The sequence below is a fragment of the Lysinibacillus sp. UGB7 genome (genome assembly GCF_049058285.1).
GTDB lineage: Bacteria > Bacillota > Bacilli > Bacillales_A > Planococcaceae > Lysinibacillus > Lysinibacillus sphaericus_B.
The window spans coordinates 58,298-79,748 of sequence record NZ_JBMGUV010000006.1 but is presented as its reverse complement, the minus strand read 5'-3'; the positions used below and the strand labels follow the sequence as shown (position 1 = coordinate 79,748).

Below are 21,451 nucleotides of genomic sequence, written 5' to 3'. Positions count from 1 at the left end.
ACTTATACTTTTAGACTAAAGCTACTAAATAATCATTTTTACAAATCGATTTAATTCATCCAATTATTCACCATCTAATTGGAGAATAATTTTATATCGTTCAATTGTTTTTGTTTCTGTAGCATGGAATAATTTGCGAACATTTCTATGTACTATTATGAGATGCTTGAAATTATCTGTACCTCCATACATCAAGGAATTCTGTGACTGCATGGAGTATATTGAGATTCGATTAACTACTTAATTCAAGGTTATCGTTTTTTGATGTATAGCCATTCGTTACTATCTTAATCTTATTTCTTTGCTCCCCCTTTCATGGCCCCATCGTATCTTGTGTACGCCACAATTTGAACTTCAATTAAATATAAAAAGAGCAGCTATGACTACCACACCTCCAACAATATGAAACACAAAAGAAAGCTTTTCTTGTGTTTCCCCTTTTATTGCCGAACTGACCTTATAAAAACATCACATTCTGACTATTTCAAAACAACCAGAAATATTATTACAATAAAAATTATTCAACTTAATCAGGGGGTATATTTTGCAATCTACATATAATACTTCAACAGTTAGCCAGTTTTTCCTGTGGTTTGGTGCTTCCATTTCTTTAGCGGAAATCGTAACTGGTTCGCTGATTGCGCCACTTGGCATGACTAAGGGCTTACAGGCCATTTTGATTGGGCATGTCATTGGTGCTATAATTTTATTACTTGCTGCCTGGATTAGTGCCAATAGTCGATTAACAGCACTTGAGGCAACAAGGATTTCCTTTGGCACCTATGGCTCTTATGTTTTAACCATTTTAAATATGCTACAGCTTGTCGGTTGGGCATCTGTGATGATCGCCACTGGCTCCCTTGCCTTAAATGGTATGTCAAAAATCTTATTTGGTTTTGATTTGTTACCTATTTGGGCGCTGGCAATCGGTGGGATTTTATTGCTTTGGATTTTTGTCGGACTCAAAAATGTCTCTAAGCTTAATATTGTCGCAGTATCGGTTTTATTTTTATTTACTTTATTATTAGCTTATGTGATTTTTGGTAGAAGTGGACAGGGCATCGGCTCAATCGATGCTTTACAAGCAATTTCTTTTAGCTCAGCCGTTGAATTAAGTGCTGTTATGTCATTGTCGTGGTTACCACTTATTGGTGATTATACACGCCATGTAAAAAATAAGCGTTCGGGTACAGTCATGAGTATTGTCGGCTACGCGATTGGGAGTACATTTATGTTTATTATTGGACTCGGCGGAAGTCTATATGTTGGTTCATCAGACATTAGTGAAATTATGATGGCAAGCGGGCTAGGCATTATCGCACTAGGTCTTGTATTGCTATCAACTGTTGTCACAACGTATTTAGATTCTTACTCGGTAGGTGTGAATTTTAAAAACATTGTGCCTTCCATTAATGAACGTTATGTATCTATACTTTTTACTGTTGTTGCTGTCATCATTGCGATTCTAGCAAGCGTCGCTGCCTATGAGTCCTTTTTATACTTTATAGGCTCTGTCTTTGCACCACTATATGGAATTTTGTTTGCAGATTATTATTTATTAAAACGCCGAAACATCGAGGCAAATAACAAGTGGAGCACAGGTGCAATGGGACTTTGGCTAACAGGAGTTATCGTTTACCATGTTTCACTCTCGTTTACGGTGCCACTCGGCCATACATTATGGGTGTTAGTCGGTTCGTTTATCATTCGTTATGTAGCGGTGATCACTTGCCGTGCGTTGACAGCTCAAAAAGAAGGGAAGTACATTTAACATGAAGAAAGCATGTACTATTGCTGGTTCTGCTGCTCGTGGTGGCGCTGGTATTCAAGCAGATTTAAAAACATTTCAGGAGCTGAGTGTTTACGGTACATCTACTATTACTGCATTTGTGGCGACACATCCTGAAACAAAACAAGGTGTTTTTACACAACCCTTGGAAATTATTGAAGCACAACTACATACAATCCACTCTCAAATTGGCATTGATGCCTTAAAAACTGGGATGCTATTCACAAAAGACATCATAGAACTGGTGGCAGATTGGCTACCAACAGCTAATGTCAAAAATATCGTTATTGATCCAGTGATGTTTGGTAAGGTAGGAACGGCACTCATGGAGAAAGGTGCAATGTCTTCCTTAAAAGACTATCTGTTACCACAAGCGACAATCATTACACCCAATATGCCTGAGGCAGAATATTTACTTGGCGGTAGCCAGCTGACTACTGTGGCTGATTTACAGGATGCTGCACGTGACTTATACCAACTCGGTTCTCAGCATGTATTGGTTAAAGGTGGACGTTTAGATGGTCCCGCAATAGATGTACTGTACGATGGTACGCAGATGCTTACACTTGAAGTACCAAGAGTGGATACTATTCATACAAACGGTGCTGGATGCTCGTACTCCGCTGCAATTACAGCTGGCTTAGCTCAAGAACTATCTATTGAAGATGCTGTGATCCAAGCAAAAAAATTCGTCACTGCAGGCATTCGCCGCGCTATTCCATTCGAAGCAGTTGCTGGCGCGATTGACCACCGTGCGTTTAAAGAAGTGGGTGAAAATGGCATCATCATTGAAAGAGTGGAATGATAAGAAAAGAACAGCCGTGTAATACGGCTGTTCTTTTCTCAACTATTTAATTTATACATCACGGTTAACCGATAACCTTAACAACATTTCCTTCGTTATCCGTAATATTGGTCTTAATAATTTGAATGGTAATCCCTTTTAAAGTAGAGATTTCAAAAACATCTTCCTTAGGTAGTAACCTAGTGCTGAACTCTGAAGCTGTCACATTATCTAGAACAAAACGAATTTCATCATCTCCAGGAATACATGCTGGTTTATCTCCCGGTTCAAATACAACTCGGACATCAGATCCTACAAGGCTAAGTGTTTTACCTTTCATGATACGACCACGGAGCATTTTTCCAATAATTTCTGCTTGCTTTGCCCCCAACTGGAGTGTGGCTGGTTTCTTATTCAGCCAACTTTTTTTACTAGGAGCCCAGGCTAACTGACTAACAAATAAAAAACCAGTGTTTGAACCTTCTTGTGCCATTCCCTGGTGCACCTCTTCGGAAACTACTGGAATCCGCAGAAATGAATCGCGCTCTATATCTGTAATGTAAGACGGCATATACTGTAAACATGTGGTAAGAACCCCTATAGTATTCCATGTCTGCATAGCTTCAAGTTCATCACCAGTGATTCCAACCATTTGTAAAAATTGTACCCGCCCATTCGTTGTATTTATTGGAGCCGCATCAGCATCATTGACAAAGGCAAGTGCGGTCAACTCGGTATCGGATTCAAGACAAATAGGGCCGTTTGCATCCAAATAATCGCCCTCTCTAAAAACATTGCCACTGTTAAAAACATATCTAGCCATATTTTGCAACAAATTTAGTGCCCAGGCTGGTGGTTCTTCCTCTCCTATGTTTCGGACCAAGCGAAACGTCAATTCAAATCCATATCCACTGTCCTCAGCATTATCAGATTCCTTATCATAGAGCTCCGAAAAGCCATACGTTACAAAATGCCAATGCGGATTTGGTGTATCGACCTTATAGGCACTAATCCCATCTAATGGATCTTGCCCACCAAGTGCATAAGAAATGAGCGTTCCATAATGCTTCGGCTCCTGCTCCCCGTAAATTGTCTCCATTACCTTATCAATAGCATCCCAGCCAGTTGTATTATCTATTTCGTTCAACAACAATTTCCTCCCTCTTGTCCCGCATTAACGGTCAGTAAGACGTCCACCTCAAATGGTCAACTAACATTCCGTGGGATGAAGAAATTCCCACAGATTGAAGTATCACTTTATCCTCATAACGTCACTTTTTGGCTTTTTCCAATCGTCCATCGTTAAATAAACAGACGTTGCGGTTTACCAAAATATGTTTATTAAAAAGAATAAAGCTTTCTGGTACAATTTTCAATTATGATTGTGCGTCAGTCCTTTAAAAACTTCTTTCTACCTTATATATTAGTTTATTTGTCCTAAACTTCTCTAGCGTTATACAGTTCAATTGATAGCTTATTAAGCAAACATAGTATTCTCTTAGTAAGACTTAGTCGTCAAATAAGAGTATCCTTCATTAATTACCCATTCTCTGATTATTGTAAACAATAAATACTTTCACTATAATCGAAATATGGCATGCAGAAAGGGCTGGTACACATGAGTATTAATCCAAATATGGCAGAAGTCGCTTCCCTGATTGGTGAAGCTTCAAGAGCAACCATTTTAACTAGTTTAATGGATGGGCGTTTTCATACAGCGAGCGAACTGGCCTTTATGGCTGGCATTAAGCCACAAACAGCTAGTTTTCATCTCGCTAAATTAGTAGAAGGTAATCTCGTTAAAGTTGAAAAACAAGGTCGTCATCGCTATTTTCAGCTCGCCAATGAAGAGATTGCGCAGTTTTTAGAAACCTTTCTAACGATTTCCCCTCCCCCTGAAGTACGATCTTTAAAACAATCGAGTCAAGTAAAGTTACTACAAGATGCTAGAACTTGCTACGATCATTTAGCAGGAAAATTAGGCGTACAGTTGACTGAATCAATGATCCACTTAGGTTATTTAGAAAAAAACGAAAAAGAATTTGTCGTAACTTCCGAAGGAGAACAATTCTTTACGGATTTTGGTATTGATTTAAAAGAGCTAACAAGAAAACGTCGCTCATTTTCTCATGTATGTCTAGATTGGAGTGAACGTCGTCATCATTTAGCTGGAGCACTTGGCTATGGACTACTTACACGTTTTTTAGAATTGGAATGGATTACGCGTGTACCGTCAATTCGAGCGATTAAAGTGACTGAAAAAGGAAAAATGGGCTTTAAACACATTTTTCAAATAGAGTTATAAATGAATAGCCTCGAATAGAGTCCAAGTAACTATTTGAGGTTATTCTTTAGTTTTTTATAATAATTTTGGGTTGTAAAATTACGATTGACGAGATATATCCCAACAACTATAAACAGACCGCCAACTAGTAATGACGAATTTAATGGTTCATCTAATATTAACCAGCCTGTTAATACGCCAAAAAATGGCGCTAAAAACAAATAAGCACTTGTTTTCCCCGGATCACTTTTTTGTAAAAGATAGTACCAACCAGCAAATTGAACGATTGATGACAGGATGCTCAACCATAATAAAATCGTTATAGAATAACTATTGACTATAAAAAATGGCTCTTCCAGTAGAAAACTGCCCAGTAAAAGCAGTAACCCACCAAAAAGCATTTGATAGGCTGATAACACCCATGTATCAAACAACACGCCCCATTTTTTAGCTAATAACGTGGCGATTGCCCAAAAAACAGCAGAAAGAATACCGAAAATAATGCCAATTTTAAAGTCAATTTGAGCACCCATGGTAATAATTACACCTACTAAACCTACTACTACACCTCCCCATTGATAGAAGCGATAGCGAGCTTGTGCAAACACTGTTGCCAATACAACTACAAGCAATGGATTCGTGAACGTCAATATAGATGATTCACTTGCAGTAATTGTTCGTAAACTCAAGAAAATACAGCCCATAACCCCAGTAGTTTGAAATGCACCAATTATCAGAATTTTAAGCCAATTACCTGTCGTTGTTGGATGTGGTCTTTTTAACAAAATAACGATGGTAGACATGATAACCCCAGCCAGTACGAAACGTATGGCAGCTAATAACAACGGGGACGAATAAGGTAAACCCAGTTTTACTATGGCAAAAGAAGAACCCATTAAAAATGTTGTTAACAGTAATAACGCTATAAACTTAAAAGTATTCATATTTTATTCCCCTATCAAGATATTTACAAACTATGTCAATTATAAATAACGAATATTACAGCTACTATCGAAGTATGGAATACACCCAGGGTACAATTTGAATTGGTATGAAAAAGCTCTTTGTTAGAATTTCAAACGAACCCCTATTAAGGATTTGCGTCAATGTAAAAAAAGCTATCTCCATATACAGATTTAACTCTGTATATATGGAAATAGCTTCTTCATGCAATAATAGATTTCCTAATCCCCCTAAGTGACTTCTACCATTTAAAGCCACTATCATTCAATAACACTAGGATTGAATAGATTGTAAGCCTTGATTTTTCGCTTTAAATCGCGCCCACATGACTAATGGCACGAAAAGTAATGCTAAATACGTGCCAATTGAGCCTAAAAAGGCATAACTAGAGTAAGCCACAATGACACCTGATAATAAGCTGCCCGCAGATCCTCCTAGCGCAACCCATACGTCTATTGAGCCTTGAATTTTTGCACGGTTGTGAATAGTCGTCGAGTCGATAATTATGGCAGTTCCACTAATCAAACCGAAATTCCAGCCTAATCCCAATAGTACAAGCGCTACCGTTAGCCATAATAAGGAATCCCCTGGAGCAAAAGCCGCTACTAAACCAGCTGTAGCTAATATAATACCTGAGCCAATCACTACAAATGTTCGGCCAATCTTATCTACTAATAAGCCTGTACCTAAAGATGGCAAATACATCGCTGCAACATGTAAGCCGATAACCATGCCAATAGCACTTAAATTACTACCATGTCCTTGCATATGGATGGGCGTCATGGTCATAATAGCCACCATTATTACATGTGACAGTACCAATACAAGGGCTCCAACAAAAATACCGATGCGATTAATTTTATTATTCACCGCTATAGTCGTTTCAGTTAATTTATGTTGCTGCTTTTGCTGTTCGAAAGCAATGGCCTTCGCTACTAATAATGGGTCAGGCCGCAAAAATATGAATAATGTGAGACCTGCTAAAATATAAGCTACCGCAGCCAGGATGAAAGGTCCAGCCAATGCTGGCATATTCAATGCTATTGCAACCTTGCCCATAGGCGTCACTAAATTTGGTCCAGCCACTGCACCGAATGTTGTGGCTACCATCGCAATACTTGTTGCTGTAGCTCGCTGTTTGTCATTTGCTAAATCTGTTCCTGCATAACGTGCCTGTAAATTTGTCGAAGTACCTGCACCATACACAAAAAGCGCTAAAAAAAGCAACACAATACTATTTAAATTGGCAGCGATTATTACACCAATAGCACCGATACCCCCTGTGATAAAACCAAAAGACAAACCGTAACGTCTGCCATAACGTTGTGAAAGCTGACCTACAATAAATGCTGCAAGTGCTGAACCAAGGGTAAACAATGCAGAAGGTAAACCAGCAACGCTTGCCGAGCCTAACATGTCTTTTGCAAGTAGCGCACCAACAGTAATACCTGCTGCAAGTCCAGCGCCGCCAAATATTTGAGACATTAACACAATGAATAATGTGCGCTTATATAACTTTTGCTGTGCTTGTGTTGAATGAATGTACTGCTCACTGGCTAATGCATTGTTATTTTTCATAAAAACCTCCTCTGTATCCTGGTCCAACAGGTGCCTTCAAACACTTTGACAAAGAGAAAAGTATTAGAGGCCGTTCTAGCACATGTCAGTACCGTTTATTTCAAGTAAAAACCGGTGGAGGATAAAGAATACCACCACCAGTTAAAATACTTTCCATACCTAACTAGGTATAGAATAATTACACTCGTTGTTGATTTACTCTCCACATCTATACCGCTTGTTTGAAATTGACCGGTGAAAAATACGTGCAGCCCACTTATTGTTCGTTAACATATAGTAACGTAATTGTTCTTCTGTACGACTTCAACGATCCTGTAGGTCAAAGCGTAGATACGCGCTAACATTCCCGGTATAATTGCAAGAATTGTTGCACCCAATAAAATAACTAATGCTACTATTAATGTTCCGTTTATACTAGTGACAATTATGTATAGAATGATTGACAATAGCATGATACAACTAAGTAACAGCCACACAAAATGCTGTAGCGGCTGTTACCGTCTAGGTTGATGATTGGCTAATTGAATTTCCACCCCACTTATACCCATACATGCATACAAAATGGACGGTGAAGAAGCGGTTTGCAATCTAAGTGGTAGCTACCCTGCTCTGACTCATAAAAATACCACTTACTGTACTTGCATTATGACATTCTTTTTCTTTGAAAATAGTAAAAAAGAAAATGTTAAACTTAAACTAATAATCCCGAAAACAAGGCCCATTCCACTTAAACCAATTAAATCAAGCATCATACCCGTAGATAATAGAACTACTTGAAAGACCACTGAATCGATCATATTGCGGAATGAAAAAAAACGTCCATGATACTCTTTGGGTACCTGATTTTGAAAAATCACCATTGTTGTTGGGAAAAAACAGCCTACAGAAAAACCAAATACGGCAAATGTCAATAAGGCTAGGAAGGCTACATCTGCAAATAAAAACATTAGCTCCATTGCCCCAATAACAAATGCAAGCGCAAATAATAATGTCCCAATTTTCACCCGATCTGAAATAAATCTTAGTCCTGCTGCGCCTAACATAAAGCCGATGCCTTCAACCGTATATAATAACCCAGAAATAGTCGTTGACCCATGAATTTCTGATATTTTCATAATGACTAAATTAAAGGAGCCTAAAAATAGTGTTGGTATTAACATTAATACAAGTGTCATTAACACAACAGGGTGCTCTTTTAGCATCGGCAATACTTCCTTAAAGCCACCTTGTTCCTTATCCTTGATAGACTGATTTACTGTTTCATCTAATTGTAAGCAATTTGTAATGAAAAACATGATGATATACACAATCAGCGAAATAATGTAGAGCCATTTCAATTCAAAATAACTTAACATTAATCCTGCTGCCGCCGTTCCGACAATTCTAGAAACTGTCCGAGCATTCATTTGCCATGCATTCAATGTGAGTAAATCTTTGTTGTTAACAACCATTGGAATAATCGATTGTAAAGCAGGCATATAAAACGCTGCTGCTATTTGCAATGTAATGAGAAAAATAATCATCCAAATGACCGAATTTGTATAAAGTGCTGCAAACATAAAAAGTACACTTGCGATGCGTCCTATACTCGCCCACTGTATAACTGTTTTTTTCTTTGTTTGGTCAATAATACGTCCTGCAAGTGGACCTACTATAAAGCCTGCTAAAACACCGATAGAAATAATTATTGACTTATAAAAATCAGAATGCACAACCTCCTGCATAAAAGCGAGATTTCCTATAATCCCAGCCCACAAGCCAAGACCTACTACAAATTCACCTAATAAAATTATCCATACATTTCGATTACGCCACATGCTGTTTCTCCTTGTTGTTTACAGTCAAATTTAATAACACTCATCGTATCAAAATTCTAATTAATCGTACATAGCAAACTTACAATACTTGTCTATTTTTCTGCTAGAATAAAATACAAAGTAGAAAACATTAGCGATTTCAAGATGTCTTTCAATTTAACTATGTATCGTTTATAGAAAAAAACTACTATTAATATGAGCAAAATATAATATATTTCTTACTGGCCTTATTAGCTCTTTGGAATTGCATCAAAATCAGCCAAGTAAATCGTTGCATGTGGATGATTTGGCAATACGAGTTGTTGTTTTGGTGTAGGCAAATGCTGAGATTGTAACCACCCTTTCATATGCTGAAAATCTTCGTCATCAATTTTATAAGCTCTGTGGCGAATGGAGGATGATGTAGTCACTTTCCCATAGACCTAGCCAATTTTCTCCTTTTACTATCCCCAAAAAGCTCAATCCTTTTATAACACTCAGTCGACTTCTACCGGTTAATGTGCTGCGTTTAAACCTTTTATCAGAGTACTAACTACTATTTTTAAAATATACTGTTCATTGCGGAATAAAAAATCATGCAAAAGTTTGAATATGAAGAAAAATTTTACCTACTTTTGCTTTTTAATTGTTTATGATAGTCACTCAACAAAAAGACATCGTTTGATCAAATAATCAAACGATGTCTTGTCGTGTTTTACATACCTTCTAATTTACTTACGAGGGTCTTCCTTCTACGTTCGATGATTTTTTGACTCAATAAAGTGCAAACAAATAATAGACCGACTGTCGCCGCCATCATACCCGCAATGGATGTATCCCAATACTTCGCTAAATAATAACCAACAATGGCGGCCGCAGCACCAAATAGCATACTAAAAATGAACATTTGTTTAATCGTTTTACTAAATAAATAGGCGGTTGCAGCAGGTCCTATTAACATTGCGACAACTAATATCGCACCAACGCTATCAAATGCCGCCACGGTAGTAAATGAAATTGAGGTCATAAAACCATAATGTAGGAACACAACTGGAATCCCTATAGAAGCAGCATATACCGGATCAAAAGTGGAGAGCTTCATTTCTTTAAAGAATAATAGTAAGAATCCGATATTAATGATTAACACAAGCAACAACATCCACACGGCTTTCGGCATTGAGATAGAAAACAAGGTCCATCGATCCCAAGGAACAAATGCAATTTCGCCCATTAACACATGCTCCACATCTAAGTGAACATTTCCTGCAAACAAGGTAATGAGTAGTACACCAGCAGCAAACAATGACGTGAAAACCACGCCAATCGCTGCGTCTTCCTGAATACCAGATGAATGCAGTAATTGAACTAAATACGCTGTTAATATCCCTGCTATTGCAGCGCCAATCAGCATCCAAAAGCCATTTAATGTCTGTGTAATAATATAGGCCATCACAATACCGAATAATACGGTATGACTAATCGCATCCGCTATCATCGACATTTTTCGTAATATCAGAAAAACGCCAGCTATGCCGCATGTAATACCTACTAAAAGTCCTGTTAACACTACCCAAAATTCAATCACCCTAAATCACCTTGCTTTCGGAACTGCATTTTCCTACGATATTTATTGATTTGCCCAGATGGACTAATTAAATAAGACAGAAAGAAAATGGTCGCTGCTACTAATACAATAATCGGACCCGTTGATAAACCTGTCCGTATGGAACTGATAAAAGTTCCCGTAATACCTGAAATACCACCAATAGCTGCGCTGAGCATAAGCATTGAACTCAACTTATTGGTCCAAAGCTTAGCGCTAGCAGCTGGAATGATTAATAACGCTGACATTAAAATAACACCTACAGCCTGAATCCCAGTTACAATCGTCATAACAATGAGCACGGTTAATATTGCTTTTAGCGCTTCAATCGGTAGCCCTATTCCCTTTGCATAGACAGGATCAAAGATTAGGAGCTTCCATTCCTTATAGAGCAGTAGGCTAACCAGTATGATAATCGTGGCACTTAGAAACAACCACAGTAAATCAGATTTTGTCATTGTCGCTGCTTTACCGAAAATAAAATTATTAAGTCCACTTTGATTTCCTATTGGGCTACGATTGACGATTGTTAAAAATACGACACCTACGCCGAAAAATACAGTTAATACTAAACCAATGGCTGCATCTGCTTTCATTTTGGAAAATGACACAATCCACTGTATACAATAAACAGATAATGCAGATGTAATTGCGGCACCGATCATCAAAATCGGTAGCTCTTTTTGTCCTGTTAGTAAAAACGCAAGAGCTATACCTGGCAATGCAGCATGTGCTGCTGCATCGCCAACTAAACTTTGTTTTTGAAGGAAGGAGAAGGTGCCAGTAATCCCAGCTGCAATTCCCAGTAACATTGTCCCTACTAGTACCCAAAGCAAGTTACCACTTAACATATTCTCCCCCCTCACATGTCTTGCATCATGAATAATCTTCCACCATACGTTTTTTGTAGTTGTTGTGGTGTGAAAACTTCTTCTGTTGCACCTGATGCTAATATCGTTTTATTTAGTAGAATTGTAAAATCAAAATACTCTTTCACAGTTTGTAAATCGTGATGTACAACAAAAATACTTTTGCCCTGTGCTTTTAAATTTTTCAAAATATCTATAATCGTTTTCTCTGTTGCCGCATCTACCCCCGCGAAAGGCTCATCTAAAAAATACACATCTGCATTTTGAGCAAGTGCTCTTGCTAAGAAGACCCGCTGTTGTTGCCCTCCCGACAATTGACCGATGGAACGCTCAGCAAAATCTTGCATTCCTACACTGGCAAGTGCTTGCTGTGCCAATAACTTATCTTGTTTAGAAGGTCTTTTGAATAAACCCGTATGTCCATACCGTCCCATTAACACAATGTCTAATGCATTCGTTGGAAAATCCCAATCGACTGCATTACGTTGAGGAACGTACCCCACAACTAAACTTTTCGGCTCAAATAGTTGCCCAAGAATTTCAACTTTACCAACCTTATTTGGTAATTGATTTAATATGGCCTTTAAAAAGGTTGATTTCCCCGCACCATTTGGGCCAATGATGGCAGAAAGGCGACCTGTTGGTACTGTAACATTTGCGTTATCTAATACTGTTTTCTTATCATAAGCGACCGATAAATTTTCAACTGTTAATGCGTTCATTTTTCCACCTACTTCAGTGCATCGACAATTGTGTCGATGTTATGTTGATACATCCCAATGTATGTGCCTTCTTTAGTGCCTTCAGCACCCATCGCATCAGAGAATAACTCTCCGCCAATCACAATGTCGTGACCTTGCTGTTTTGCACCTTCAATAACAGCATTCATTGCTTTGTCAGATACACTTGATTCTACAAAAATAGCCTTAATATTGTTGTCTACTAAGAAGTTCACCATTTCCTGCACATCTTTCACACCATATTCAGAATCTGTACTAAGCCCTTGCAAGCCTCGCACGTCAAATCCTTGACTAGCTCCGAAATAATTGAATGCATCGTGGGCCGTTACTAAAATACGTTGATCTTCTGGAATATCACTTACACGATCTTTGGCATATGTTTGTAATTCCTCTAATTCTTTTAAGTAGGCCGCTTCATTTGTTTCGAAGTCAGCTTTGTATTGCGGATACTCTTCTACAAGAGTATCGCCTATCGCCACAACAACCTGTTTCCACAGCTCAATGTTAAACCATATATGTGGATCATGTAGCATAGCGTCATTATCACTTGCCAGTAGATGCTTCTCATCCAATTTCTCACCAACGGCAAGCACGGTTTTGTCTTTTGCCATTTGCTCAAAAATATCGAGCATTTGTCCCTCTAAGTGTAGGCCGTTATAAAAAATGACCTCTGCCTTATCTAATTTTGTTAAATCACTTTGCGTTGCCTTGTATAGATGTGGATCTACTCCCGGCCCCATCAAAGCTGAAACGGATAAATGGTCGCCACTTATTTCTTTAATGGCATCAGCAATTTGCCCTGTTGTGGCAACAACAACTCCTTCTTTTTCCTCTTCAGTAGCATTACTTTGTGCGCTGCATCCGAAAAGTAATAATGATAAACCTAGTACACTTAAAAAACGTTTCATGCTTTTACCTCTTCCTATCTCTATTTATTTAATAATGTATTTCTTCAGAAGCTGGCGCCAGCTCATCCAAAAGACCATTATAGAAATCCCAGCCCCGACTGAATGAGTCGTTTTCCACAATATCGTTAAAATCACTAGTATCCCTAGTGGAAGGAACGTTGATTTGACATCATCTAATTCTTTCATTCACTCACTCTTCTTTCTCAAACGATATTTTGTTTCCTTTAGGAAAAATATATGCTTAATCGAAAGAATAATCAACCTTTTTCTAAAAATATTTTTTTATTTTTATAGTGATGTACATACAAACCGCATTATATTGGCGTATATTTCATTAGCTAATACACATTTTTATTCACTTGATGTACGACGACTACGAACACAAAAATAAGGGCTTGTACTCAGTTATAGGTCGTACTATTTAGAAAAGATGTGAGTTGGAAAATTGTGCTTGGAAGTAAGGAGGATAACATTTCACACTATATTGTGGCATTTAAATTTCAAGGGTAATCACAGAAATTACTGAATTAAAAAAAGCCTAATTTCTCGTAAATTAATCGAGAATTTAGGCTTTGGCGTTTATTTCAAAGCGTACATAAGTTAGAAAAAATAAAGCATAAATATACACGTATATCATGACTTACGTTTCTATAAAAACTTCACTCGTTCTTCCATATTATCATTATTAATTGTTACATACTTTAACTTGGAAAGGCCGTTTTTCCAGTAAGATGTGCTTCAAACAAGTCGATAATTTCAAGAAAATGTTCCGCTTCACGGAAAACATGGTCTGCTAATAACGGATGAATAATGCTTTTTATCTTGCATTCTTCGATTAGATCGCGCGCAGTTTTCTTAAAATCACGGAGAGACACTACAGAAACACGATTTTGATCAAGGAATTGGTCTAATAGTGGCACTGTCTGTGATTGCGGTTTCATGCTTTCTAAATCTCTCGCTTGAAAAAGTAATTCATCAAAATCATTGCTAAACTCTCTTGCCATATCAACAAGTTTTCTTTCAGAAGGATCAAGAAGGTGCCCTATAAATTTTGCATGATCGGCCATGATTCTTAGATAAAAAACATTCTCTTTGATGATTTCATCAGCAAGGGGCTTCAGCTTTCCTTCGTTTAATTCAATTAATCGTTTTCTAAAATAATTGGCCTCACGACTAGTATGATCAACTAATAAGGGAAAATTATTCGCTCCTGGCAGCTGACAAGTGAGTATTAACCCTAACACTTTCCGTTTAAAAGCAAATATATTTGTCGCGGCTATTTGAACTTCTGTGTTAAATCTTCGCATTTGTTCTGGATCGGTTTGGTTGGTCAATTGATGAGATTGTTGTTCAATCTTTTCGAACAAATAATAATATTGATTTGCTTCATTTATTAATTGTGTATCTTCGCATCTAAACCCTAATCGAAGGAATAGCGAATGTTCTTTCATAATCCTTGACCAAAACCGAATTTCTTCTAAAGAACGAGCAACAAACATGGATGGTGTAGAACGATTATTAGCATCTGGTACCTCTTCATTCCATTGCATCAGTTAGACTCCCCCTAAAATAAGCTCTTACTCCAACATATTCTCAGTGAAGTTGTCTTTATGTCTTAACAATAGGCACTGTTAAACAATAAAGGGTATTTTTTTGATTAGAAAAAGGACATACAACGATTGTGATATTCCCTATCGTTTATTTTAATTCCCCTATAAACCAAATTTCCCCTTCATAGTGGCATCCATCTTCATCAGAAATCACTTCTTTAAATCTTGATGTTTGCAATTCATTAGTAACATGTAATCCCCATTCTCTTTGAATATTTCTATCATCTGATAATCGAAACCACTTTTGATCGTCGTCATTCCTTTAAAAGAAATTTTTAAAATGGGCATCCCCTTTAAATACAATAATTTGCGAACCCCACAAATCTGGTAAATTAACTGCAACCACTACTTGATATTTTTCTTTGTCATCTGGTTTCATTTCAATTAACTGTTTCTATTCACTAGTGTTTGAATGCATAGTCGTTTAATTTTTTCAGGTGTTTTGTTAGAGTTTATAAAGTCTTGAGCAACTGGTAGGTGCAGATGCCAATAACCATTGTAAAATTCTGTTGGAAACACCAAAGTATGTTCTTCAATTCCATTAATCATGTTATTAGATTTACGTTTAATGCCACGAACTTTTTTATCCCTCATACTATTTCTCCTTTATATTTAGTGTTACGTAAATGTTCTTAGCTCTTCCTATGTAACAGCAAGATTCATAGATTTAGTCTAACAATGTTTGCTGCATCTCGAAGAACTTGACAAAAATACCCACTTCCTAAAAGAAGTGGGCACAAGTTTTTTATTTTAGTACATATTCAGCTAAAACGCTTTGGACTTTATAAATATTGAGCGTTTTATTAAACTTTTTTTGCACTAAGCCACCCGCTGAAAGCCAAATTTTCAGCTCTGCATCTAGATCAAAATTCCCTGCTGTCTCAATTGAGAAATGTACAATATTTTTATATGGTATCGAATGGTATTCCACTTTCTTACCTGTCACGCCCTGTTTATCAATTAAAATCAGCCGTTTATTGGTGAAAACAAATAAGTCACGAATTAACTTATATGCATGTTCCACTTGTTCAGAATTCGTTAATAATTCTTTAATCTCACTTTCAACCTCAGCGACATTTGTTTCAGAAGCATTCCCCATCAAGCCATTTAAAAAGCCCATTATCCCACCGCCATCCTTTTTCATACAATTATACCATTTATTCAGCAGAGTAAAAGTATGGAGCGGTATGCTATTCACAGTAAAAAAGTTAAGAACCATTAAGTCAAATTTCACCGATGCAACGTTTAGATCGAGCCGAAGAAGTGGCAAAAACCGCGTTATCCATGGCTAGTGACAACTCAACTTCCATGACTGGTGTATTTTATATTTACTTCATCTCACAATTGTACATACCAATCGTTAAGGAGATATCTTGTAACATCTATTGTTGAGCTGTACAATGCTGTGAAACTCTAAATATTCTCTATAAAAATTTGCAGTTTCCACCCACATCCTGCAAACTAAGTATAATACTAGTTAGAGAGGAAGAATGATAATGAAACAATTAGTATGCCTGATATTACTGTCAGTACTTGTTGTCGGGGGCGGCTATACAGTAGACGCAGCTAGTTTTAAAGATGTGCCGGAAGAGCATTTTGCTTATGAAGCAATTATGTGGGCGGAGGAATATGCCATTATCGATGGCTACGCAGATGGGACATTCAAGCCAAATTTAACGATTACCGAGCAACAATTTGCAAAACTACTTGCAAATTACTATGAGCTTGAAACACCCTACGATGAGTTAAATAAACAGACGCCTTCTGCAAACTGGTCAGATGAATATTACGATCGTCTTGCCAGCTATGGTGTGCCACTCAACGGTTATTTTGATAATACTATTCGAGCAACCGCTGTGAAGCGTGGCGTAGTGGCACAAGCAATTACTCATATAGCGAACGGTAAACATGGGTTAGACGCATCCATTCAATTTTTACTCGATTCTTACATTTCCACTGGGCAAAATCCTCAATATGAAAATCGTAACTTGCAAAAGTTTTTTGGCGTGTCCAACAATATGACACGTGCCCAAGTCGTTACATTGCTACACCGTATGGATTCGAGAAATTTATATGAAATCTCTGAGGATGCGCAAGAAATTCATCTAAATGCAAGCAATGCTTCTTTAAATACACTTGCAAAAATTGGACAAAATCAGCTTGATAAAACAATGCAACAAACGACACCTGCCAAAAGTGCATGGGAAGGCATTTATACCTATTACTATAAATGGGGCAAAGGAGCGACTGATTACAACCGCCGTGATGCCATCATTTCAAACGCCACAAGTAAGAGCTTCTACATCTCACTGACAGCCAATGATGGACAAGAATCTGGGCGTGTAGATGGGACAGCGACCATTACCTCTAGTTCAAAAGCTGTTATGAACAAATCCACAAATGGCAACCGTTGCGTACTAGAATTTGAGCGACTCAATAATGCTCTTAAAATAACAGAAGTAGACTGTATAGCTGAGCATGATGAAGGCACAAACTTTTCAGGGACATTGAAAAAACAATGACACGTGACTTTGTCCAGCTCGATGTTAAAGAGAACATCATGACGCCTATTTAAAAAACAACGGTTGCGTCACTGTATTGGTAGTAAATTTATCGTCATGCAAGTCTAAAAGTGCGAAATGGATCAAATTATCCATTCGCACTTTTTTTTGAAAACGACTATCAAATGCTCCGTGTAAAGCTATCGCATTACTTCTCTTAAAATTTCACATTTCAATTTACATGAAATACGTCAATAAACATACAATTTCCCCCTATTTCATGATCAATTTAATTTATATTTACTTTAACACTTGTAATGTTGTCCAAATTACTATATTTTAGTATTAATCACTACTAATTGAAAATGATAATCAATGAGAATAAACTAATTAGGAGATATGCTATGAATAACATTTATGATGTAACAATAATTGGTGGCGGCCCTAGTGGACTATATAGTGCTTTTTATGCAGGACTTCGTGATTTAAAAACAAAAATAATCGAATACAAATCCGTACTTGGCGGAAAAATTCACGTCTATCCTGAAAAGTTAATTTGGGATATTGGCGCTTTACCAGCAACACCTGCTCAAAAGGTTATTGATAATTTAGTAGAACAAGGTCTGACATTTGACCCTACTGTTTGTTTAAATACAAAAGTTGATATCGTTTCGAAGGAAGATGATATTTTCATCATTACAACGAGTACAGGTGAAAAACATTATTCAAAAAATGTCATTGTTGCTGTTGGTGGAGGAATTATTAGTCCTATTAAGCTCGACTTAGAAGGCGCAGAAAAATTCGAAGTTTCCAATCTTCATTACACAATTCGTGGCATCGAACGCTTCAAGGATAAATCTTTATTAATTTCTGGTGGTGGTAACTCTGCTATCGACTGGGCATGTGACTTACTAGATATTGCAAAAGACATTACGATTATTTATCGCGGAGAAGAAATCTCTGCTCATGAAGCACAAGTGAAAAAGTTACAAGCGTATGGCATACCTATCATTACACAAACGTCTATTAAAACATTGGTAGCGAACGAAGAAAAAACAAAAATCAAAAGAGTCATTATCGAAAACAAGGGTACAAATGAAACAGCGACGCTTGTTATAGATGAAGTATTGATTAATCATGGCTATGACCGAGATCAATCCTTCTCCTTCGATCACGCTATTCAGCCTGAACGCGATGGAATTCGCAATTACTTTTTACAAACAAATACTGGCTGTCAAACAACGATTGAAGGATTATATGCAGTTGGAGATATTGCACAATACGATGGAAAAATCCATTTAATTGCTGGCGCATTTCAAGATGCCGTTAACGCAGTAAATAGCATTAAACTAACGATTGAGCCTGAAGCCAATAAAATGGCGACCGTTTCTTCACACAATGATGTATTTGCATCGAGAAACCGCGCGATTATTAATGATACATTACTAAAAGTTTAACTATCCAACTAAAAAAGGCAGCTTGAGATATAACGAAAGCTGCCTTTTTGCTTGCGTTCATTTAAAACCAGACAACTCTTTAAAGTTCCTTATACCTGTCAATAGCAATCTCTATAAAATCAGCAAGATATGGGGATATATGTTTATCTTTATGCCAAGCAATATCGGTAAAAATCGCCGCTAAATTCAGCGTTGTGGGCAATTCCTTTAAGCGTTTGTTCTCTAACTCCTTCTCCACCACCATTTTTGGTAAGAATGTGATGCCTAAGCCTGCCATTACGCATTGCTTGATGGCTTCAATACTAGCAAATTCAATCAATTGCGCTGGATAGACCCCTTCTTGTTGCAAGTGAGATTCCAATTGATTTCGGTAAGAACAGCCATTTTCAGTTAACAACATCGTTGCATCTGAAAAGTGTTGGGCAGATAATGCACTTTTTTGCAGGACAGTAGATGGTGCACTTATAAACACTAGTTGCTCTTGAATGAGTCGTTCACGATGTAGCATAGGTGTGTCCTTGTACGTATCGGTAATGAAAGCGACATCTAAGTTTCCCGACTGTAATAAGTCTTTTGCAATTTCAGTCGTATGCACAGGTTTAAAAATAATTTTCACTTGCGGATGGCGTTGTTGAAATAATTGCAAAATGCTTGGCAGGCGATACACACATTGACTTTCCTGAGCACCTATTGTTAATACTGCATGTGTATGCTCGCTGGATAATGCTCTTTTCATTTCAGTACCTAGTTCCAGCATTTTCTGGGCATACTGTTGTAGTCTGCTCCCCTCTTCCGTGAGTGTAATTCGCTTACCAAGACGCTCAAATAACACTGTTCCTAGCTCTTCTTCTAATGATTTAATCTGAGCGGTGATACTGGACTGCGCGTAACCTAATTGCTGAGCAGTTTGTGTAAAGCTTAAAGTTTTCGAAGCGGTTAGGAATGTTTGTAACTGTTTAATATCCATCGCCTTCACCTCTAAATCGTTTTTTTCGATACATTCCATCGAAACATTCAGCTTTCTCGATAGTAAAAGAAAGTATACACTATTTATAATGTGAAAAATAGAGGAGGAAATCATATGAATATCACTGCTTTTATCGGCAGCTCAAGACCATACAGCAATAGTGAAAAACTTACCGACTATGTATTAGAGGGCGTTGCGCATCAAAAGTTATTTATAAAGGATTTAAACATTCAGCCAATCGATGATTTACGCCATTCTGCACAAGGCTTTCAATTTGTGTATGATGATTACGACCAGATTATCCATGCACTTATGACAAGTGACATCGTGCTCTTTGCGACGCCAATATATTGGTACAGCATGTCCGGCATCATGAAAAATATGGTAGACCGACTGAGTCACGCTATCCGAGATGAACGCTTTCCACAGTTAAAAGAGAAATTGCTGACAACACAAGCAATAGTCCTTGCTGTCGGTGGCGATGATCCGAAAATAAAGGGATTGCCAATGATTCAACAATTCCACTATATCTTTAACTTTTTAAATATGCCCTTCTCGTCTTATATTCTTGGAGAAGCAAACAAACCTGGTGAGATTGCCAATGACGAACAGGCTGTTGCACAAGCAGCACTTTTAAACAAGCAGCTAAAAACAATGACAAGTAGAATTTGAATATAGCTAGTCACTAAGACATTTCTACAGAAAATAATACACCACAATGTCTGTACGATTTTATCACCGTATCATTGAATGATTGCTTTCTGGGTCAGTTCCTATATAATTATTCTATGTGAGTAAATTTGATATAGATTTTTCCATATTAATTATAAGAATGATATTTTATCATCAATCATCGTATAGGATAGATTATTTCCGCCGGTAGCAGTGGGATTGCACTACTGACGTGCTTTTTCGCCAATTGCACCGTCAAGAACCGATGGAATCTACAGTTGCGCCGATAGAATACCGATTCTCGCTTATATTTCTTTAATATTGGTTCTATTTTGAAGGCAATTAGCTCATTATAAATAAAGAACACGAAATAAAGGCGCATTCTGTTACAAGGAATTATGTCCGTTACAACAAAGGAGCACATTATGAAAATGCAAACTGAGTTACCAGAAAACTACCAAGATTTAAAAAAGGCTGCCAACTACACTTCAAGCTGGCGTGAGCGCTTGGCTGCTGTGCAAACACTAAGTAGCTATAAACATGAACAAGTTATTGACTTACTACACAATCGTGTGAAGGCAGATACTGTGTTTGCTGTACAGCAAGCGGCATATGAAGCATTAACGAAATTTGGTGAGGATGTCAAACAGCCTACCCGCCGTAAATTCGAGCTTATCAAAGGTGCGGAAAAAGTATTTGTGCGCGTAAAGAAAAGTTTACCCGCAGATCATACATTGTCAGACTTCGCGGATAAGCTAAAGCGTACACGTCTAGATGTCTACGATGCCTACGAAGGTGATCAAGGTGAAAACTTCCTACCATGGCTAGAAGCGAAATGGCAAACTATCTAAGTAAGGAAATATAGCTACACATTTTGTATGAAAAAACCAGCAATTAGTACGATTTCCTCGTAAATTGCTGGTTTTTTAT

19 protein-coding genes and 1 pseudogene are annotated in these 21,451 nt (G+C 37.5%); 7 read left to right on the top strand and 13 right to left on the bottom strand.

All coding sequences use genetic code 11. The features are described from left to right. Positions 1-544 precede the first annotated feature (544 nt). The gene (gene cytX / locus ACOMCU_RS07570) at positions 545-1,771 is read left to right on the top strand and encodes a putative hydroxymethylpyrimidine transporter CytX (protein ID WP_421049805.1); all 1,227 of its coding nucleotides are present in this window, start codon (positions 545-547) and stop codon (positions 1,769-1,771) included. 1 nt (position 1,772) lies between these two features. After that, a complete protein-coding gene (gene thiD, locus ACOMCU_RS07565; RefSeq protein WP_010860866.1) occupies positions 1,773-2,594 on the top strand; it encodes a bifunctional hydroxymethylpyrimidine kinase/phosphomethylpyrimidine kinase in 822 nt (273 codons plus the stop codon). A gap of 64 nt (positions 2,595-2,658) precedes the next feature. Here the strand turns inward: thiD and ACOMCU_RS07560 are convergent, their stop codons facing one another. After that, entirely contained in the window at positions 2,659-3,720 is a 1,062-nt protein-coding gene (locus ACOMCU_RS07560) for a suppressor of fused domain protein (protein WP_010860867.1), read from the bottom strand. A gap of 471 nt (positions 3,721-4,191) precedes the next feature. Between ACOMCU_RS07560 and ACOMCU_RS07555 the strand changes: the two genes are divergently transcribed. Further along, entirely contained in the window at positions 4,192-4,878 is a 687-nt protein-coding gene (locus ACOMCU_RS07555) for an ArsR/SmtB family transcription factor (RefSeq protein WP_010860868.1), read from the top strand. 29 nt (positions 4,879-4,907) lie between these two features. Here ACOMCU_RS07555 and ACOMCU_RS07550 read toward each other — a convergent pair whose 3' ends face one another. From ACOMCU_RS07550 to ACOMCU_RS07500, 11 genes and pseudogenes are all read right to left on the bottom strand, one after another. After that, positions 4,908-5,801 carry a DMT family transporter gene (locus tag ACOMCU_RS07550; RefSeq protein WP_010860869.1) on the bottom strand — a complete coding sequence of 298 codons (894 nt, stop codon included), beginning with the start codon at positions 5,799-5,801 and terminating at the stop codon, positions 4,908-4,910. Between the two features lie 292 nt (positions 5,802-6,093). Then, the gene (locus ACOMCU_RS07545; RefSeq protein WP_421049804.1) at positions 6,094-7,398 is read right to left on the bottom strand and encodes an MFS transporter; all 1,305 of its coding nucleotides are present in this window, start codon (positions 7,396-7,398) and stop codon (positions 6,094-6,096) included. 629 nt (positions 7,399-8,027) lie between these two features. Continuing rightward, on the bottom strand, positions 8,028-9,215 hold the full coding sequence (locus ACOMCU_RS07540; protein ID WP_010860871.1) for an MFS transporter: 1,188 nt from the start codon (positions 9,213-9,215) through the stop codon (positions 8,028-8,030). Positions 9,216-9,445: 230 nt separating this feature from the next. Next, entirely contained in the window at positions 9,446-9,625 is a 180-nt protein-coding gene (locus ACOMCU_RS07535; RefSeq protein WP_036132071.1) for a hypothetical protein, read from the bottom strand. Positions 9,626-9,909: 284 nt separating this feature from the next. Next, on the bottom strand, positions 9,910-10,779 hold the full coding sequence (locus ACOMCU_RS07530) for a metal ABC transporter permease (protein ID WP_010860872.1): 870 nt from the start codon (positions 10,777-10,779) through the stop codon (positions 9,910-9,912). After that, positions 10,776-11,648 (bottom strand): metal ABC transporter permease, encoded by an 873-nt coding sequence (locus tag ACOMCU_RS07525; protein ID WP_010860873.1) that lies wholly within the window; start codon positions 11,646-11,648, stop codon positions 10,776-10,778. Before ACOMCU_RS07525 ends, ACOMCU_RS07530 begins: the two co-directional genes overlap by 4 nt. Positions 11,649-11,659: 11 nt before the next feature. Further along, a complete protein-coding gene (locus ACOMCU_RS07520) occupies positions 11,660-12,388 on the bottom strand; it encodes a metal ABC transporter ATP-binding protein (RefSeq protein WP_010860874.1) in 729 nt (242 codons plus the stop codon). An 8-nt stretch (positions 12,389-12,396) separates the two neighbouring features. Next, complete coding sequence (locus tag ACOMCU_RS07515; RefSeq protein WP_010860875.1) at positions 12,397-13,314, bottom strand: metal ABC transporter solute-binding protein, Zn/Mn family; 918 nt, start codon at positions 13,312-13,314, stop codon at positions 12,397-12,399. Positions 13,315-14,015: 701 nt separating this feature from the next. Then, positions 14,016-14,864: a DUF2935 domain-containing protein gene (locus tag ACOMCU_RS07510; protein ID WP_010860876.1), complete on the bottom strand. Its 849-nt coding sequence runs from the start codon at positions 14,862-14,864 to the stop codon at positions 14,016-14,018. 148 nt (positions 14,865-15,012) lie between these two features. Further along, positions 15,013-15,518: pseudogene (locus tag ACOMCU_RS07505) on the bottom strand (DUF3916 domain-containing protein). A gap of 151 nt (positions 15,519-15,669) precedes the next feature. Further along, complete coding sequence (locus tag ACOMCU_RS07500; protein ID WP_421049867.1) at positions 15,670-16,044, bottom strand: PH domain-containing protein; 375 nt, start codon at positions 16,042-16,044, stop codon at positions 15,670-15,672. Between the two features lie 376 nt (positions 16,045-16,420). On the opposite strand from ACOMCU_RS07500, the gene ACOMCU_RS07495 reads away from it, so the two are divergent. Together ACOMCU_RS07495 and ACOMCU_RS07490 are read left to right on the top strand one after the other, a co-directional pair. Beyond that, on the top strand, positions 16,421-17,446 hold the full coding sequence (locus ACOMCU_RS07495) for an S-layer homology domain-containing protein (RefSeq protein WP_421049803.1): 1,026 nt from the start codon (positions 16,421-16,423) through the stop codon (positions 17,444-17,446). 383 nt (positions 17,447-17,829) lie between these two features. Further along, entirely contained in the window at positions 17,830-18,882 is a 1,053-nt protein-coding gene (locus ACOMCU_RS07490) for an NAD(P)/FAD-dependent oxidoreductase (RefSeq protein WP_010860879.1), read from the top strand. Positions 18,883-18,961: 79 nt separating this feature from the next. On the opposite strand, the gene ACOMCU_RS07485 is transcribed toward ACOMCU_RS07490, so the two are convergent. Further along, the gene (locus tag ACOMCU_RS07485) at positions 18,962-19,849 is read right to left on the bottom strand and encodes a LysR family transcriptional regulator (protein WP_036132117.1); all 888 of its coding nucleotides are present in this window, start codon (positions 19,847-19,849) and stop codon (positions 18,962-18,964) included. A 114-nt stretch (positions 19,850-19,963) separates the two neighbouring features. Here ACOMCU_RS07485 and ACOMCU_RS07480 point away from each other — a divergent pair, with 114 nt between their 5' ends. Together ACOMCU_RS07480 and ACOMCU_RS07475 are read left to right on the top strand one after the other, a co-directional pair. Continuing rightward, on the top strand, positions 19,964-20,521 hold the full coding sequence (locus tag ACOMCU_RS07480; protein ID WP_421049802.1) for a flavodoxin family protein: 558 nt from the start codon (positions 19,964-19,966) through the stop codon (positions 20,519-20,521). Positions 20,522-20,946: 425 nt separating this feature from the next. Continuing rightward, positions 20,947-21,372, top strand: coding sequence for a HEAT repeat domain-containing protein (locus ACOMCU_RS07475; RefSeq protein WP_036132091.1), 426 nt, complete (start codon positions 20,947-20,949; stop codon positions 21,370-21,372). Positions 21,373-21,451 lie beyond the last annotated feature (79 nt).